Genomic DNA, 16,699 nt, shown 5'->3' with positions numbered 1-16,699 from the left:
CCGCGGATCCTTTGCTATGCTGAACGACGCTTGTTCGGCCCCCATAGCTCAGGGGATAGAGCACCGCCCTCCGGAGGCGGGAGCGCAGGTTCGAATCCTGCTGGGGGCGCGACGACGACACCGCGGTCACGAGGCGACGATCAAGCCCAACCAGGACCGAGCCCCACCACAGGACCCAGTCCGGCGCCCACACCACCGCCCTGATGCTCACGCTCTCGACCCGCTGGATCACCCACGCGACGCCGCCCGCTCGGGCCTGGCGAGCCCCCGGCCACCCGACGCAATCCGGTCACGAGTGGGACGGAATCCGGTCACGAGAATGTCCCGGTGTCGAGATACAGCGGCCCGGCGGTACCCCAACTTCTCCGCGACTGGTTAGCATGAACTACGCGGGTCATCCCCGTAGTTCATGTAGCGACCGGAAGAAGGCGATTGTGGCGACGGCGCCCGAGAACAACCACGACATCTCCGCTGAGTTCGGAGCCAACGACTGGCTCATCGAAGAGATGTACGACCAATACCAGAAGGACCCCTCGTCGGTGGACGAGAGTTGGCGCTCCTTCTTCGCCGATCAATCTGACTCCTCCGGCGATTCCGGCGGGGCGTCGGCGCGCGCGGAGGCGTCCTCGACCAAGCCCGCCCAGGAGCCGGCCGGCAACCCCGGCCCGAAGCCTGCGCCGCCCCGCCAGTCGGCGCCGACCGCGGCGAAGGAGCCCGCGACGGACGACAGCTCCGCGAAGCAGCAGGGGGCGGACAAGCAGCCGAGGCAGGCGAACGACGTCCCGACCGAGGCCAACACCGGCGCCTCAACGGAGAAGACCGAGAAGGGCAAGCCGAAGGCGTCCAAGCCGTCCGCGGAGACCCGCACCATCGAGAAGGGCAATGCCAGCAAGCCGGTCACCACGGGCAGGGGCCCCGAGAACCCGGGCTCGGCCGGCGGTTTGTCGGCCAACCGCCCCACGCGTGCCACCAAGCGCGAGGCGAAGGCGGACGGGCCGAAGAAGACCGTGATGAAGGGTGCGCCGATGCGCACCGCCAAGAACATGGACGCGTCGCTGTCCATGCCGACGGCGACCACGGTCCGCAACATCCCGATGAAGCTCGTCATCGACGAGCGCCAGATGATCAACGACCACCTGGCCCGCACCACCGGCGGCAAGGTGTCGTTCACGCACATCCTGGGCTTCGCGATGGTCCAAGCCATCAAGATGGTCCCGGACATGAACGTCGCCTACGAGGTGGTCGACGGCAAGCCGAACCTGGTGCAGCCCAACTCGATCAACCTGGGCCTGGCGATCGACATCAAGAAGGGCGACACCCGCCAACTTCTGGTCCCCAACATCAAGCAGGCCGAGGACCTGAACTTCGCCGAGTTCTGGAAGGCCTACGAGGACATCGTCAAGAAGTCCCGTGAGGGCGCACTCACGGTCGACGACTTCGCCGGCACCACGTGCTCGCTGACCAACCCGGGCGGCATCGGCACCAGCCACTCGGTCCCGCGCCTCATGAACGGCCAGGGTGTGATCCTGGGCGTCGGTTCGATCGACTGGCCGCCGGAGTTCCAGGGGGCCAGCGACCGCGTCCGTCACGACATGGCGGTCTCCAAGATCACCACGCTGACGTCCACGTACGACCACCGCGTGATCCAGGGCGCCGTCTCCGGCGAGTTCCTCAAGGTCATGCACGAGCTGCTCATCGGCCAGCACGACTTCTACGACGAGATCTTCGCCGCGCTGCGCGTGCCGTACCAGCCGATCCGCTGGGCCGAGGACGATTCCGCGCACCGCGCGTTCGAGGTCGGCAAGGGCGCGCGCGTCTTGGAGCTGATCGACTCCTACCGCAGCTTCGGCCACCTGATGGCCGACATCGACCCGCTCGAGTACCGTCAGCGCTCCCACGACGACCTGCTGATCGAGAGCCACGGTCTGACGCTGTGGGATCTCGACCGCGAGTTCCCGGTGGGCCGGTTCGCCTCGCACGAGCACGAGACGATGAAGCTGCGCGACATCCTGACGCAGCTGCGCACGTCGTACTGCGGCAGCGTCGGCGTCGAGTACATGCATATTCGGGACGTCGAGCAGCGGCGCTGGATGCAGCAGCAGTTCGAGGTGCCCCTCAAGCGCTGGCCCCGCGAGGAGCACCTGCGCATCCTCGACAAGCTCAACGAGGCCGAGATCTTCGAGACGTTCCTGCAGACGAAGTTCATCGGGCAGAAGCGGTTCAGCCTCGAGGGCTCCGAGTCGATGATCGTCATGCTCGACGAGATCTGCGAGCAGGCCGCCGACGATGGCCTCGACGAGGTCTGCATCGGCATGCCCCACCGCGGTCGCCTCAACGTGCTGGCGAACATCGTGGGCAAGAGCTACGGCCAGATCTTCCGCGAGTTCGAGGGCACCGTCGACCCGAACCAGACGATGGGTACCGGCGACGTCAAGTACCACCTGGGCGCCGAGGGCGAGTTCAAGGCGTCCTCCGGCAAGACGATCAAGACGTCCGTGGCCGCCAACCCCAGCCACCTCGAGGCCGTGAATCCCGTCCTGGAGGGCATCACCCGCGCCAAGCAGGACCACCTCGGCCCGCCCGACGACGACGACTACTACCCCGTGCTGCCGGTGCTGCTGCACGGTGACGCGTCCTTCGCCGGCCAGGGCGTGAACTACGAGGTCCTGCAGATGAGCCAGCTGCGGGGCTTCAAGGTCGGCGGCACAGTGCACGTGGTCGTCAACAACCAGGTCGGCTTCACAACGGCCCCTACCGAGTCGCGCACGTCGGTGTACTGCACCGACGTGGCCAAGTCGATCTCGGCGCCCGTCCTGCACGTCAACGGCGATGACCCCGAGGCCGTCGCCCGCACCGCGCAGCTCGCCTACCGCTACGTGCAGCGCTTCCACAAGGACGTCGTCATCGACCTGGTGACCTACCGTCGCCGCGGCCACAACGAGGGGGACGACCCCAGCTTCACGCAGCCGCAGATGTACGACCTGATCGAGCAGAAGCGGAGCGTCCGCAAGCTGTACACCGAGTCCCTCATCGGACGCGGCGACATCACCACGGACGACGCCGAGATGGTCAGCGAGAAGTTCCGGGCGCGTCTTGAGAGCGTCTTCCAGGAGGTCCGCGAGCAGACCGGCGAGGACGACGAGTACATGCGCACGCCGTTCTACCCGGCCAAGCTCGGCAAGGATCGCGGCACCGCCGTCGACCGGGAGACCCTCGACCGCGTCATCGCGAGCCAGGTCGAGTTCCCGGACGACTTCGCCGTGCACCCGAAGGTGCTGCCGCAGCTGCAGCGTCGCGTCAAGCAGCTGGAGGAAGGCAAGGTCGACTGGGCCACCGCCGAGCTGCTCTCGATGGGCTCGCTGCTGCTGGAGGGCCGTAACGTCCGGCTCGTCGGCCAGGACACCCGCCGTGGCACGTTCAGCCAGCGGTTCGCGGCCATCGTCGACCGGCGCACCAACGAGGAGTACGTCCCGCTGAAGCACCTGTCGGACGATCAGGGCCAGTTCTACGTGTACGACTCCCTGCTGAGCGAGTACGCGGCCATGGGCTTCGAGTACGGCTACTCCGTGGCTTCCCCGCAGGCGCTGGTCTGCTGGGAGGGTCAGTTCGGAGACTTCGCCAACGGCGCCCAGGTGATCGCGGACGAGTTCATCTCGTCGGGCTTCGCGAAGTGGCAGCAGAAGTCGGGCGTCGTCCTGCTCCTCCCGCACGGCTACGAGGGCCAGGGTCCCGACCACAGCTCCTCCCGCATGGAGCGGTGGCTGCAGCTGAGCGCCGAGGGCGCGCTGGCGGTCTGCCAGCCGTCGAGCCCGGCGTCCTACTTCCACCTGCTGCGCCAGCACACCTATGTGAACTGGCACCGCCCGCTGGTGATCCTCACGCCGAAGTCGATGCTGCGCGCCAAGGCGGCCATGTCGTCGGTCGACGAGCTCACCGACGGACGCTGGCAGCCGGCCATGGGCGACCCGACCATCGAGGATCCCTCGACGGTGCGCCGGGTCATCCTGTGCAGCGGCAAGATCCGTTGGGAGCTGTACGCCGAACGCGCCAAGCGCGGGCTCGAGCAGGAGGTGGCGATCCTGACCCTGGAGCGCCTCTACCCCCTGCCCGACAGGGAACTGGCGGCTGAGCTGGAGCCCTACCGCGAGGTCACGGACGTGCGCTGGGTGCAGGACGAGCCCTACAACCAGGGCGCGTACATGTTCCTCGACCACTTCCTGCCGGACGCCGTCGCCAAGCACCTGCCCGGCTACACGCTGTCGATGCGCCCGATCACCCGCCCGGCGGCGTCCGCCCCATCGGTCGGCCTGGCGAACGTGCACAAGGAGCAGGCCAAGACCCTGCTCGACCAGGCGTTCGCGGAGTAGGGGTGTACTTCACCGATCGAGGGACCGAGGAACTCGAGTCCCGCCGGGGCGAGGAAGAGGTCACGCTGGCGTGGGTCGCCGAGCAGTTGCGCGTGTTCACCGACCTCAACCCGGAGTTCGAGACGGCGATCGAGCGGCTGGCCACCTGGCTGGCGCGGCTCGACGACGAGGACGACGACTGAGCGGTCGCTGACGAGGAGGGGAGCCCGGCAACGGGCTCCCCTTTCCGCGTCAGGAGCGGTCGAGGTGCAGCGCGTGGGTCGTGCTGGGCCACACGGCCGCGACGACGGTCGCGAGCGCGACGACGGCACCGAGCCACGCCCACGGCTGGCTGGTGGCGAAGCTCACCATGCTCGCGACATGGATGAGTGCCGCGGCGACCACGGGACCGCGCGCCCAGGGGCGTCCGCGGAACAGGGCGATCGACACCCACCCGACGATCAGCCCCCACAGGGCCAAGAAGGCCGCGACGCCGCGGCCCAGCGAGCCACCGCCGGCGCTCAACGAGGCGCCCGCCATCGCCAGCAGGAAGACGGCGGCCACCGCGGACAGCGCGGCGGCCAGGACGAGGGCGGCCGGGCGTCCGGCGGGCTCAGTGGTCATCAAAGCCCACTGTAGCGAGGGTCGAACGGGCCATGATCTCGCGGAAATTCGTGCATACCCTTGTGAAATCGTCGCCCACACGCCAATCTTGATCGAGTGCCGCGTCCCGCACAACGGGGCGCTTTTCTTATGTTCACCTCAGAACCAAGCATCAAAGGAGTGGGTGCCGCATGGACTGGCGCCACAGGGCTGCCTGCCTGACCGAAGACCCCGAGTTGTTCTTCCCGGTCGGCAACACGGGCCCGGCGATCATGCAGATCGCCGAGGCCAAAAAGGTCTGCGAGCGGTGCGAAGTGCGCGCCGAGTGCCTGCAGTGGGCACTGGAGGCCGGCCAGGATCACGGCGTGTGGGGTGGCCTGAGCGAGGACGAGCGCCGCGCCATGAAGCGCCGCAACGCCCGGTCACGGTCCCGCCGCTGACCCCCTAGACGAGCGACACCTCGATGCGGGCCACGGTGCCGGCGCCGTCCGGCAGCGGCCTCATCGTGAACGATCCGCGCCGGTCCCGCACCAACGTCGAGACGATGGACAGGCCCAGGCTGTTGGTCTGAGCGGTCACATCGAAGCCCTCGGGGATCGGCTCGCCGTCATTGAGCACCTCGACCACCAAGCGTCCGTCCTCCTGGTGGGGGCGGACGCTCACCGTTCCCGGGCCGTCCTTGAGCCCGTGCTCCAGCGCGTTCTGCGTGACCTCGGTCAGCACCAGCGACAGGCTGTTGGCCACATCCGCGGGGATCAGCCCGAACGTGCCCTCCCGCTTCAGATCGACCAGCGACGGGGACGACGAGACGTCCCGCACCATCGACAGCAGCCGGTCGGCCACCTCGTCGAAGTCGACCGAGGAGTCGAACCCCTGCGACAGGATCTCGTGCACCAGCGCGATCGCCGCGACCCGCTTCTGGGCGTCGCTGAGCGCGTCCTGAGCCTCTTCCGATTGGGAGCGCCGAGACTGCAGCCGCAGCAGCGCCGACACCGTTTGGAGGTTGTTCTTGACGCGGTGGTGGATCTCCCGGATCATCGCGTCCTTGGTCATCAGCAGCCGGTCCTTCGACCGCAGGTCGGTGGTGTCGCGCACCATCAGGAACGCCCCGCACGGACCGTCGTCGCCGCGTAGGGGCTGCATCCGCATCAGGATCGACGCGTGCTCGGTCTCGAACTCCAGTTCCCAGGGCCCCGTGTCCGTCCACTGCGACGGGTACTGGATGGGCTCTCGCTTGAGTTGGCTGAACGCGTCGGTGACATCGACGATGTTCTCCCCCACCAGGTCGCCCATGAAGCCCAGCCGACTGAACGAGCTCACCGCGTTCGGGCTGGCGAACGTGATGACACCCTGGGCGTCCACCCGCAGGCTCCCGTCGCCGACGCGCGGGCTCTGCCACCGCCGCGGGGCGTTTTGCTCCATCGGGAACTCCCCGCGCCACAGCATGCGCTGCAGCAGCCTGGCCACCTCGATGTAGGTGTCCTCCAGGGCGCCGGGTGCCCGGACGCCCATCTGGTTGGTGTGCACCTCGACGATGCCGATGACGTGGTCGTTCCGGCTGACCGGAATGGCCTTCACGTCGACGGGGATGCCCGCGTCGAGCTGGTGCTCCGACGAGTAGGCGATCTCTCCCGACAGGTAGGCCATCGTCACCAGGTGATCGGGCTCGTAGGCGATCTCGTCGCCGACGACGTCCTCCTCCAGCGCCGTCGGCCCGGTGGTCGGCCGGATCTGCGCCGCACCCCAGAACGTGTTGTCGTCGTGGCCCGGCACCCACAGCACCAGGTCGGAGAAGGACAGATCGGCGAGCGTCTCCCATTGACTCGTGAGCTGCTCGAGCCACTGCGCCTCGTCGGCGGTGAGGTTGGTCCGTGCGGCGACCACGTCCGCTAGCGACAACAGCATGGCTGCCAGCCTACGGCGCCCGCCGCGGGAGACGAACTTGGGCACACGGCGTCCGGCGTGGCACAATGACTCTTTGTGCGTTTCGGCGCGCCCACGATCGGATCAACGAAGGAGGCCCCCATGGGGAAGACCGGCCGCAAGCGTCGCGCTCGTCGCAAGAACAAGGCGAACCACGGCAAGCGTCCCAACGCCTGACCACCGCCTGCGGGCCGAGCGATCGACCCGCAGCACGGAAACGGAAGAACCCCCTACCGTCGTGACGGTCGGGGGGTTCTGTCGTGTCGGGAGCCGGGGCCCGCTCAGTCGGTGGTGCGGATCTCGACGTGCGTGTAGCGCATAAGCACCCGCGTCCGCAGGCTCTCGGGCGCACGCTGCGAGCCAAAGCACCGGCGCAGCAGGGCACGGGTCGCGGCTTCGACGTCGGCATGCTCCAGGCACTCGTCGCACTCGGCCAGATGCCGACGGACGGCGTCCGCCTCTTCCTCGCTCAACTCGTGATCGAGGAAGGGATCGATGCGGGCGAGGACCTCGCAACAGTCGGTCAGTTCGTGACGGGACAGTTCCTCACTCATCGGCGTTCGCCTGCCGTCCGATACCGCGGGAGCGGGCGTAGTCGCCGAGCTTTGCGCGCAACTGCGTGCGCCCTCGGTTGAGCCGCGACATCACGGTGCCGATCGGGGTGCCCATGATCTCGGCGATCTCCTTGTAGGAGAACCCCTCGACGTCGGCGAGGTAGACGGCCAGGCGGAAGTCGGGCGCCAACTCCGACATCGCCTCGGTGACGACGGAGTCGGGCGCCAGGTCGAGCGCCTCCATCTCGGCGCTGCGCAGGCCCGTGGATTGGTGCTGCTCGGCACGGGCGAGTTGCCAGTCCTCGACGTTCTCGCCGTCCGCGATCTGCGGCTGGCGCTGCTTCTTGCGGTACGTGTTGATGTAGGTGTTGGTGAGGATGCGGTAGAGCCAGGCCTTGAGGTTCGTCCCCGGCTTGAACTGGTGGAACGACGCGTAGGCCTTCGCATAGGCCTCCTGCACGACGTCCTCGGCGTCGGCGGGGTTGCGCGTCATGCGCAGCGCGGCGCCGTAGAGCTGGTCGAGGTACGGCAGGGCGTCACGCTCGAAGCGCGCGTCGCGTTCGGCCGGGGTCTCGTTCTCGAGATCGACCTGGGGCACGGTGTCGCTGGCAGCCGGAACAGTCATCGGTATCGACCATACCGGGCCAAGGCGCCGCCGCCGTTCACCCCCACGGGTCCTCGGTTCCATCAATGTCATGCTCACAGGCGCTTCAACGCCGTCCCGCCGCTCCAATATTCCTGGTGACCCACGCAGGCACCATTCGGGTCACGATGGCGGGGCGGGCTGGCCTCCCGCCGCGCGACCCGCTAGGAATGACCACATGAATCTTCTTCGTGGTGTCGGCCGCGTCATGCTGGCCTCTTTCTTCATCTCCAACGGCGTGAAGGCCATCCGCAAGCCGGACGAGTTCGTCTCGGCCGCCGAGCCGCTCGCCGAGAAGTTCGTGCCGTTCGCGCAGAAGGCCCTGCCGGAGTCGGTGAGCGCCTACATCCCCGAGGACGCCAAGACGCTCGTCCGCGTGGATGGCGCTCTGTCGGTGCTCGGCGGCCTGGGCATGGCCACCAACGTCTCCAGCCGGGGCGGCGCCGGCCTCGCGGCCCTGTCGATGTTGCCGCACCTGGTGGCGTCCAACCCGACCGGAGCCGGCGACAAGAAGGCTGCCCGCTCGATCTTCATCCGCAACCTCGCCCTGACCGGCGCGGCGCTCGTCGTCAGCCAGGACACCAAGGGCAACCCCAGCATCCGCTGGCGCGCCACCGACCTCGGCGCCCGCCTCGGCCGTTCGGCCCGCAAGCGCGGCGAGGAGATCTCGCGCGATGCGAACAAGTTGAACAAGCAGCTCTCCCGCGACGCCGGCAAGCTGAACAAGAAGGCGCACCGCAAGGCAGAGAAGGCCGGCAAGCAACTCCAGAGCACGTTCAAGTGAGGCTGCGCCCGGCGCAGCTTCCCCGATGAGGCCCTGGCGCTGCCCAACCCCGGCCGGCGCCGTCGCCGGTCGGGTGGTGGTCCCCGGCTCCAAATCGGCCAGCGCCCGAGCTCTGGTGCTTGCGGCGCTGGCCGATGCGCCGTCCGAGCTGTCGGGCGTGCTCGACTCGCGCGACACCAGGCTGATGCGCGCTGGCCTGGCCTCGCTCGGAGTCGGGGTCGACGATGTGTCGCCCGGCCTCGTCAGGGTCACGCCGCGCGGATGGTTCATGGCCGCGCCCGTGTCGGTCGGGCTCGCCGGGACGGTCATGCGGTTCCTGCCGCCGATGGCCGCGCTGGCCGACGGACGGTCTCCGTTCACCGGTGATCGGGCCGCCGAGGCGCGGCCCATCGCTCCCCTCCTGGACGGGTTGGGGCAACTCGGCGTCGCGGTGGAACATCCCGAAGGGCTCCCCTTCGCCGTCAGGGGCGACGGCGGCGTCCACGGGTCGGAGGCGACGATCGACGCGTCCGCGTCCAGCCAGTTCATCTCCGGCCTGCTGCTGAGCGCGCCCCATTTCGACGCCGGCCTGACCTTGCACCACGCGGGCGCGACGGTGCCCTCCCCCGCTTATGTCGGCATGACCGTCGAGATGCTGCGCCGCCGCGGCGTCCGCATCGAGCAGCCGGACGCGACCACGTGGCGGGTCGAGCCCGGGCCCATCGCCGCCCGGGACGAGTCCGTCGAGACCGACCTCATCAACGCCGCCACGTTCCTGGCCGCCGGCATGGTGACCGGCGGCCGCGTCGAGATGCCCTGGCCGGAACTCACGCTCCAGGCCGGAGACGCCGTCCTGGCCGCGCTGGAGGCGTTCGGCGCCGTCGTCGAACGCGGCGAGGGAACCATCGCGGTCGGCGCCGATCACCTGGCGGGCGCCGACGTCGACCTGTTCGACGTGAGCGAGCTCACGCCCGTGCTCACCGCGGTGGCCTGCCTGGCCGAGGGGCCGTCCCGGCTGCGCGGCGTCGGGCACATCCGGCACCACGAGACCGACCGGTTGGCCGCGCTGGCCGCCGAGTTCAGCGCGCTCGGCGCCGACGTCCGCGAGGCGTCCGACGGCCTCGTGATCACCCCCGGCCGGCTGCACGGGGGCACGTTCCACACCTACGCCGACCACCGGATGGCGCACGCGGGGGCAGTGGCCGGCCTGCGCGTCACCGGCATCGAGCTCGACGACGTGAGCTGCACCACCAAGACCATGCCGGACTTCCCCGGCCTGTGGCAGGAGTTGGTGGGGTGAGCCGGCACGGCTACGGGCGCGACGAAGAGGACGGGTACGGTCGTCCGCCGCGGCACACGCGCCCGCGCACCAAGGACCGCCCTGACTTCTCGGACGCCGAGGTGGCCCGGGTGATCGCGGTCGACCGCGGCCGCTACACCGTGCTGATGGACGACGAGTCCCGCGAGGTGCTGACGACCAAGGCCCGGCAGCTGGGCCGCAAGGGCGTCATCGTGGGCGACCGCGTCCGGGTCGTCGGAGACACGTCCGGCGAGGAGGGCACCCTGGGCCGCATCGTCGAGGTGCTGCCGCGGGCCACGGTGCTGCGCCGCACCGCCGACGACGACGACCCCTACGAGCGGCCCATCGTCGCGAACGCCGACCAGCTCGCGATCGTGACGGCGCTGGCCGACCCCCCGCCGCGCACCGGGATGATCGACCGCATCCTCGTGGCGGCCTACGACGGTGGTCTGGAGCCGCTCCTGGTGCTCACGAAGGCCGATCTCGCTTCGCCGCAGCAGTTGATGGCGGCCTACCGCGGTCTCGACCTGCGCGTCGTCGCGACCGAGCCGGACGCCGACCTCACCGAGCTGCGCGATCTGCTCGCCGACCGGCAGACCGTCTTCGTCGGGCACTCGGGCGTCGGCAAGTCGACGCTGGTGAACGCGCTCATCCCGGACGCCGGGCGCGCGATCGGCCACGTCAACGAGGTCACCGGGCGTGGCCGGCACACCTCGACGTCCGCGGTGGCGCTCCCGCTGCCGGAGCCGGGCGGCTGGGTGATCGACACGCCGGGCGTCCGATCGTTCGGGCTCTCGCATGTCACGACCGATTCGATCATCGCGGCGTTCCCCGACCTCGCCGAGATCGTCGAGGACTGTCCTCGCGGCTGCCGGCACGACTCGTCCGCCACCGATTGCGCCTTGGACGCCGCCGTCGCCGCGGGGCGGCTGGCACCCGAGCGCCTGGAATCGTTCCGGCGCATGGAGAGGTCGTGGACCACGCCGCCGAGCTACGACCGCTAGGCTGCCGCCCATGGTGGACCAATCCCTCGTCGACGACCTGCGCCTCGCCCATCTGCTCGCGGACAACGCAGACTCCCTCTCGATGGACAGGTTCCGTTCCCTCGACCTGCGGGTGTCCACCAAACCCGACATGACCGAGGTCACCGACGCGGACGTCGCCGTCGAGGAGGCGGTCCGTCGCACGCTCGCCCGGGCGCGTCCGCGCGACGCCGTGCACGGCGAGGAGGGCGACGACACCGGCTGGGGGCCGCGGCGCTGGGTCATCGACCCGATCGACGGGACCCGCAACTTCGTCCGCGGGGTTCCGGTGTGGGCGACCCTGATCGCGCTGATGCAGGGCGACGAGGTCGTCGTGGGTGTCGTGTCCGCCCCGGCGCTGCAGCGGCGCTGGTGGGCTTCCCGCGGCAGCGGCGCGTTCGCCGGGAAGTCGTTGCTCAGCGGCCAAGCGCCGATCCGGGTGTCCAAGGTCGACCGCGTCTTCGACGCGTCCCTGTCGTACAGCTCGATCGGCGGCTGGGTCGACTCCGGCCGCGGCCAAGCTTTCGTCGACCTGATGCGCGACTGCTGGCGCACGCGGGCCTACGGCGACTTCTGGAGCTACATGCTCGTGGCCGAGGGCGCGGTCGACATCGCCACCGAGCCCGAGCTGGCGCTGCACGACATGGCCGCTCTCGACGTGATCGTCCGCGAGGCCGGTGGCCGGTTCACCAACCTGGACGGCTCCCCGGGCCCGGTCGGCCCGGGCGCGCTGGCGACGAACGGGCTGCTGCACGACGACATCGTCGGACGCCTCGTCGAGACCGAGGACACCGCGGAGCTCCGCTGAGCGCCGCGCCTTCCTGGACGGGAGGACGCGGCCGCCCGTCGGGTCAGTGCACGTCCACCCGGATGGATTCGGGCATGGCGCGCAGCGTCGCGATGACCTCGTCGGGCGCGTCGGTGTCGACGTCGAGGACGACGTAGCCGATCTCGCCGCGGGTGGCGAGCGTCTGTCCCTCGATGTTGACGCCCAGGTCGGCGAGAAGGGTGTTGATCTTCGCGAGGACGCCCGGAACGTTGCGGTGGATGCTCACGATGCGGCGGCGGTCGGCCGACTCCACCTGCACCTGGGGCATGTTCACGCTCAGCACCGTGGCCCCGGTGTTCATGTACGACAGCAGCTTGTCCGCGACGAAGTGCCCGATGTTCTCCTGCGCCTCTTGCGTGGATCCGCCGATGTGCGGGGTGAGGATGACGTTCGGTGTGCCGCGCAGCGGGCTGAGGAAGGGGTCGCCGTTGGACTTCGGCTCGGTCGGGTAGACGTCGAGCGCGGCGCCGGCGATGTGACCAGAATCGAGCGCGGCCTTGAGCGCGTCGATGTCGGCCACGGGCCCGCGGGACAGGTTCAGGAACAGTGAGCGCGGGCGCATCCGCGCGAACTCGGCGGCGCCGAACAACCCCGTGTTGCTGGGGCGCCCGTCCACGTGGACGCTGATCGTCTCGGAGACGTCCAGCAGTTCCTCCAACGAGGAGACACGCTTGGCGTTGCCCAGGGCCAGCCGATCGATCACGTCGTAGAAGTACACGTGCATGCCGAACGACTCCGCGACGACCGAGAGCTGGGAGCCGATATTGCCGTAGCCGACGATGCCGAGGGTTCGGCCGCGCACCTCGTGGCTGCCCTTGGCGCTCTTGTTCCAGCGGCCCTCGTGCATGGCGGCGTTGTGATCGGTCACGTGGCGGGCCAGGGCGATGATGTTGCCGAGCGCCATCTCCACCACCGAGCGGGTGTTGCTGTAGGGCGCGTTGAAGACGGCGACGCCGTGCGCGGTCGCCTCGGGCAGCGCGATCTGGTTGGTGCCGATGCAGAACGCACCGACGGCCTTCAGGTCGGGGGCCGACGCCAGCACCCGCGGCGTCACGTTCGTCCGGGAGCGGATGCCGAGCATGTCGAAGCCGGGCAGCGCCGCGATCAGGTCATCCTCGGCGAGGGCGTGCGATCGGGTCTCCACCTCGACCCCGGCGTCGGTGAGCAGGTTGATCCCGTCCGGATGGATGTTCTCCAACAGCAGCGCTTTCACGGCCGGGAGTTTAGGCGAACCGCGGCGGCGCCCGAACCGGTGACCACGGCTCAAGCAGGACGCCCTCCCGTCGCGTCCGCCCGGGCCGGGTCCCTGACCGCGCGGATGGCCGCTCAGCGCCGGAACTGCGGGATCGCGGCGATCAGCTGCCGGGTGTAGTCCTGCTGCGGGTCCGTGAAGATCTGTTCGGCCGGGCCCTGCTCGACGATCCGGCCCCGCTGCATGACGACCGCGGTGTCGCAGACGTGGCGCACGACGCGCAGATCGTGGCTGACGAAGACGAGCGTGAGCCCGAGGGAGTCGACGAGGTCGGAGAGCAGGTTCAGCACCTGGGCCCGGACGCTGACGTCCAGCGCCGAAACCGGCTCGTCGGCGATCAGGACGTCGGGACGCGGGGCGAGGGCGCGCGCGATCGCGATGCGCTGCCGCTGGCCACCGGAGAAGGCGTGCGGGTGCCGGTCGGCGTCGGCGGGGTCGAGGCCCACCGCCACGAGCAACTCGCGCACCCGCGCGTCGGGGTCGATGCCGCGGTCGCGCAGGTGCGGTGAGCGCAGCGGCTCGCTGATGATGCGTCCCACCCGCATCCGCGGGTCGAGCGACGAGCGTGGGTCCTGGAACACCACCTGGACGCGCGAGCGCAGGAAGCCGAGTCGGCGCTCCGGCTCGGCCAAGCTCCGCCCGGCGAAGCTGACCGTCCCGGACGTCGGCTGGTCGAGGGCGTCCAGCAGCCTCATCAGCGTCGTCTTGCCCGACCCGGACTCCCCCACGATGCCCAGCCGCTGCCCGGCCCGCACGGTGAGGTCGACCCCGTCCAGTGCCCGCACTGGAGTCCGTCCGCCGCGGTATACCCGGGTCAGCCCCCGGACGTCGTAGAGCACCTCCCCGGCAGCGGACGCGCTCGCGCCGGTCCCCTCGCTCATCGGCGCTCCCCCGCGTAGAAGTCGCCGATCACGGGCAGCCGGTCTCCGGGCGCGACGAGGTCGAGGCGGGCGGTGGCGACGAGGCCGCGGGTGTAGGGATGCTGCGGCTGGTCGAAGATGTCGGCGGTGCTGCCCCGTTCGACGATCTGGCCGTCCAGCATCACGGCGATGTCCGAGCACAGCTGGGAGACCACGGCCAGGTCGTGGCTGATGAACAGGCAGGCCGCGCCGGCGTCGCTGAGCACACGGTCGAGGACGCCGAGCACCGTCGCCTGCACGGTCACGTCGAGCGCGGTGGTCGGCTCGTCGCAGATGACCAGGTCGGGGCTGTTGATCAGCGCCATGGCGGTGAGGACGCGCTGCCGTTGCCCGCCGGAGAGCTGGAAGGGATAGCTGTCGGCGACGCGCTCTGGATCGTCGAAGCCGACCTCGGCGAGCATCGCCAGCACCCGCTCCCGCGCGGCGCCTGCCGCGGCGCCCTCGTGCAGCCGCAGCACCTCGGCCACCTGCCGGCCCGACCGCATCGTGGGGTCGAGCGCCGACAGGGGCTCCTGGAAGATCATGCCGAGCTTGTCGCCGCGGAGACGGGCGAGCTCGCGGTCGGAACGCCCGATGAGCTCGTCGCCGTCGATCCGGATCGATCCGCTGAGCCGGGCGTTCTCGGCCAGCAGGCCCATGATCGCCAGGGCGGTGACGGTCTTGCCCGACCCCGACTCGCCGATGACGCCGAGCCGCTGCCCGGCGTCGACACGCAGGCAGACATCGCGGATGGCCGGCGCGCCGCGTCCGAACGCGACCGTCAGGCCGTCCACCTCGAGCAGGCTCATGCCGCCTCCCGCAGTCGTGGATCGAGCCGGTCGCGCAGTCCGTCACCCAGCAGGTTGAACCCGAGGACGCCCCCGGCGACCGCGAGCGCCGGCCACAGCACCTGGCCGGGCTGCAGGTAGAGGAAGTCCTGGGCCTCCTTGAGCATCCGGCCCCACGTGGGGGTGGGCGGCTGGGTGGCCAGCCCGAGGTAGCTCAGCGCCGCCTCGGCGAGGATCGCCATGGCGAACGTCACCGAGGCCTGGACGCCGATGAGCGCGCCGATGTTCGGCAGCACGTGCGTCCAGGCGGTACGCCACCGCGGGATGCCCGCCGATCGCGCGGCCGCCACGTAGTCGCTGGACAGCACCTGCCGGGCGCCCGCGCGGGTCACCCGGATGAACTGCGGGACGGCCGCCGCGCCGATCGCCACCATCGCGGTCGTCGTCGACCCGCCGAACACGCCCGCCAGCAGGATGGCCAGCAGTAGCGCAGGCAGCGCCTGGGCGATGTCCGTGGCGCGCAGGACGACCCGGGCGAGCCAGCGTGGCCCCTGCGCGACGAAAAGCCCGACCGGAACACCGATCAGCGCCGCGATGCCGACGGAGATCACGCCCACGCTCAGGCAACTTCGCGCGCCGACGAGCAGCCGGGAGAAGAGGTCGCGGCCGAAGGCGTCCGTGCCGAGCAGGTGAGCGGGACCGGGCCGCAGCAGCCGGTCCGCCGGCACGATACGGATCGGGTCGTACGGCGTCCAGACGAACGAGACGACCGCCATAGCGGCCACGAGCGCCACCAGCGTCACCCCGACCCCGAGCTCGAGGCGCTTCATGCCACCTCCTCGCCCACGCGCGGGTCGAGGGCGACCGCGGCCACCTCTACCAGTGCGTTGATCAGCAGCACGAACACCACGAGCAGCATCACGATCCCCTGGACGACCAGGACGTCCTTCTGCGCGACCGCCTCGAGCAGCAGCTGGCCCAGCCCCGGCAAGACGAAGACCTGCTCGATCACGATCGCCCCGACCAGCACGGACGCCAGCTGCAGGCCGAGCACCGTCACCAAAGACAGGGACGCGTTGCGCAACCCATGACGCAGCATCGCCAGCCCACGCGTCCAGCCGACGGCGCGGGCGGTGCGGTAGTAGTCCTCGGTGAGGACGTCGATGAACGCCGACCGCACGTAGCGGGTCAGGACGGACGCCTGCACCGCGGCCAGCGCGACCACGGGCAGCACGAGGCTGCGCGCCCAGCCGAGCGGGTCGCTGCGCAGCGGCACGTAGCCGGTCGCGGGCAGCAGGTGCAGCCGCACCGAGAACACCGCGACGAGCACGATGCCCGCCACGAACGCCGGCACCGCCATACCGACCTGCGCCACCGCGGACACGACGAAGCCGCCCGCGTCCCGGCGGTGGAGCGCGGCGACCATGCCGAGAGGGACGGCCACCAGCACGGCCAGAACCAGCGCCAGCCCCGTGAGCCACAGGGTGACGCCCAGCCGGGGGGCGATGAGTTCGGACACCGGCGCGCCTGACAGGTAGGAAGTCCCCGCGTCGCCGTGCAGCAGCCCGCCCATCCATTCCAGGTACCGCACCGGCAGCGGACGGTCGAGGCCGAGCTGGGCGCGCAGGGCGTCCACGTCCGCCTGGGACGCCTCGTTGCCCAACATGATGCGCGCCACGTCGCCCGGCAGTGCTTGGGCGATGAGGAAGATCACCACGGACGCGGCGAGCAGGCTCAGCACGAAGACGCCCAGCCGCCGGGCCACGGACGAAGCCAT

General features: G+C 70.0%; 17 protein-coding genes and 1 tRNA gene. 9 read left to right on the top strand and 9 right to left on the bottom strand.

Features of this window, described 5'->3' with window-relative positions; all coding sequences use genetic code 11:
- Positions 1 to 37 precede the first annotated feature (37 nt).
- The 3 genes from BN1187_RS06895 (at position 38) to BN1187_RS06885 (ending at position 4,549) form a co-directional block, all read left to right on the top strand.
- Positions 38 to 109: transfer RNA gene (locus BN1187_RS06895), tRNA-Arg, on the top strand.
- Between the two features lie 325 nt (positions 110 to 434).
- A complete protein-coding gene (locus BN1187_RS06890) occupies positions 435 to 4,367 on the top strand; it encodes a multifunctional oxoglutarate decarboxylase/oxoglutarate dehydrogenase thiamine pyrophosphate-binding subunit/dihydrolipoyllysine-residue succinyltransferase subunit (protein ID WP_072042005.1) in 3,933 nt (1,310 codons plus the stop codon).
- 2 nt (positions 4,368 to 4,369) lie between these two features.
- The gene (locus tag BN1187_RS06885; RefSeq protein ID WP_040160405.1) at positions 4,370 to 4,549 is read left to right on the top strand and encodes a DUF6104 family protein; all 180 of its coding nucleotides are present in this window, start codon (positions 4,370 to 4,372) and stop codon (positions 4,547 to 4,549) included.
- A gap of 49 nt (positions 4,550 to 4,598) precedes the next feature.
- On the opposite strand, the gene BN1187_RS06880 is transcribed toward BN1187_RS06885, so the two are convergent.
- Positions 4,599 to 4,970 (bottom strand): hypothetical protein, encoded by a 372-nt coding sequence (locus tag BN1187_RS06880; protein WP_040160404.1) that lies wholly within the window; start codon positions 4,968 to 4,970, stop codon positions 4,599 to 4,601.
- A gap of 170 nt (positions 4,971 to 5,140) precedes the next feature.
- On the opposite strand from BN1187_RS06880, the gene BN1187_RS06875 reads away from it, so the two are divergent.
- Entirely contained in the window at positions 5,141 to 5,389 is a 249-nt protein-coding gene (locus BN1187_RS06875) for a WhiB family transcriptional regulator (RefSeq protein WP_040160403.1), read from the top strand.
- 4 nt (positions 5,390 to 5,393) lie between these two features.
- Here BN1187_RS06875 and BN1187_RS06870 read toward each other — a convergent pair whose 3' ends face one another.
- Positions 5,394 to 6,851, bottom strand: coding sequence for a sensor histidine kinase (locus BN1187_RS06870; RefSeq protein WP_040162538.1), 1,458 nt, complete (start codon positions 6,849 to 6,851; stop codon positions 5,394 to 5,396).
- A 123-nt stretch (positions 6,852 to 6,974) separates the two neighbouring features.
- On the opposite strand from BN1187_RS06870, the gene BN1187_RS15195 reads away from it, so the two are divergent.
- Positions 6,975 to 7,049 (top strand): 50S ribosomal protein bL37, encoded by a 75-nt coding sequence (locus tag BN1187_RS15195; RefSeq protein WP_390620223.1) that lies wholly within the window; start codon positions 6,975 to 6,977, stop codon positions 7,047 to 7,049.
- A gap of 104 nt (positions 7,050 to 7,153) precedes the next feature.
- Here the strand turns inward: BN1187_RS15195 and rsrA are convergent, their stop codons facing one another.
- Together rsrA and BN1187_RS06860 are read right to left on the bottom strand one after the other, a co-directional pair.
- Positions 7,154 to 7,426: a mycothiol system anti-sigma-R factor gene (rsrA, locus tag BN1187_RS06865; RefSeq protein WP_040160401.1), complete on the bottom strand. Its 273-nt coding sequence runs from the start codon at positions 7,424 to 7,426 to the stop codon at positions 7,154 to 7,156.
- Positions 7,419 to 8,129 carry a sigma-70 family RNA polymerase sigma factor gene (locus tag BN1187_RS06860; protein ID WP_390620208.1) on the bottom strand — a complete coding sequence of 237 codons (711 nt, stop codon included), beginning with the start codon at positions 8,127 to 8,129 and terminating at the stop codon, positions 7,419 to 7,421. The genes rsrA and BN1187_RS06860 overlap by 8 nt, the downstream gene beginning before the upstream one ends.
- Before the next feature lie 118 nt (positions 8,130 to 8,247).
- On the opposite strand from BN1187_RS06860, the gene BN1187_RS06855 reads away from it, so the two are divergent.
- The 4 genes from BN1187_RS06855 to BN1187_RS06840 are packed head-to-tail and all read left to right on the top strand — an operon-like array spanning position 8,248 to position 11,962.
- Entirely contained in the window at positions 8,248 to 8,853 is a 606-nt protein-coding gene (locus BN1187_RS06855) for a DoxX family membrane protein (RefSeq protein ID WP_040160399.1), read from the top strand.
- A 25-nt stretch (positions 8,854 to 8,878) separates the two neighbouring features.
- A complete protein-coding gene (aroA, locus tag BN1187_RS06850; RefSeq protein ID WP_040160397.1) occupies positions 8,879 to 10,132 on the top strand; it encodes a 3-phosphoshikimate 1-carboxyvinyltransferase in 1,254 nt (417 codons plus the stop codon).
- Positions 10,129 to 11,136: a ribosome small subunit-dependent GTPase A gene (rsgA, locus tag BN1187_RS06845; protein WP_040160394.1), complete on the top strand. Its 1,008-nt coding sequence runs from the start codon at positions 10,129 to 10,131 to the stop codon at positions 11,134 to 11,136. The genes aroA and rsgA overlap by 4 nt, the downstream gene beginning before the upstream one ends.
- A gap of 10 nt (positions 11,137 to 11,146) precedes the next feature.
- On the top strand, positions 11,147 to 11,962 hold the full coding sequence (locus BN1187_RS06840) for an inositol monophosphatase family protein (RefSeq protein ID WP_040160392.1): 816 nt from the start codon (positions 11,147 to 11,149) through the stop codon (positions 11,960 to 11,962).
- A 43-nt stretch (positions 11,963 to 12,005) separates the two neighbouring features.
- Here the strand turns inward: BN1187_RS06840 and serA are convergent, their stop codons facing one another.
- The 5 genes from serA to BN1187_RS06815 all read right to left on the bottom strand — a co-directional run bounded on the left by serA (position 12,006) and on the right by BN1187_RS06815 (position 16,699).
- On the bottom strand, positions 12,006 to 13,196 hold the full coding sequence (gene serA / locus BN1187_RS06835; RefSeq protein ID WP_040160389.1) for a phosphoglycerate dehydrogenase: 1,191 nt from the start codon (positions 13,194 to 13,196) through the stop codon (positions 12,006 to 12,008).
- Positions 13,197 to 13,309: 113 nt separating this feature from the next.
- Entirely contained in the window at positions 13,310 to 14,116 is an 807-nt protein-coding gene (locus tag BN1187_RS06830) for an ABC transporter ATP-binding protein (RefSeq protein WP_052462453.1), read from the bottom strand.
- Positions 14,113 to 14,943, bottom strand: coding sequence for an ABC transporter ATP-binding protein (locus BN1187_RS06825; protein WP_040160386.1), 831 nt, complete (start codon positions 14,941 to 14,943; stop codon positions 14,113 to 14,115). Before BN1187_RS06825 ends, BN1187_RS06830 begins: the two co-directional genes overlap by 4 nt.
- Positions 14,940 to 15,752 carry an ABC transporter permease gene (locus BN1187_RS06820; RefSeq protein ID WP_040160384.1) on the bottom strand — a complete coding sequence of 271 codons (813 nt, stop codon included), beginning with the start codon at positions 15,750 to 15,752 and terminating at the stop codon, positions 14,940 to 14,942. Before BN1187_RS06820 ends, BN1187_RS06825 begins: the two co-directional genes overlap by 4 nt.
- Positions 15,749 to 16,699 (bottom strand): ABC transporter permease, encoded by a 951-nt coding sequence (locus tag BN1187_RS06815; protein WP_040160381.1) that lies wholly within the window; start codon positions 16,697 to 16,699, stop codon positions 15,749 to 15,751. Before BN1187_RS06815 ends, BN1187_RS06820 begins: the two co-directional genes overlap by 4 nt.

It is taken from the genome of Nigerium massiliense (assembly GCF_000826085.1).
GTDB classification, from domain to species: domain Bacteria; phylum Actinomycetota; class Actinomycetes; order Propionibacteriales; family Propionibacteriaceae; genus Propioniciclava; species Propioniciclava massiliense.
The sequence above is the reverse complement of the archived record's forward strand: the minus strand, read 5'-3'. Positions and strand labels throughout refer to the sequence as shown.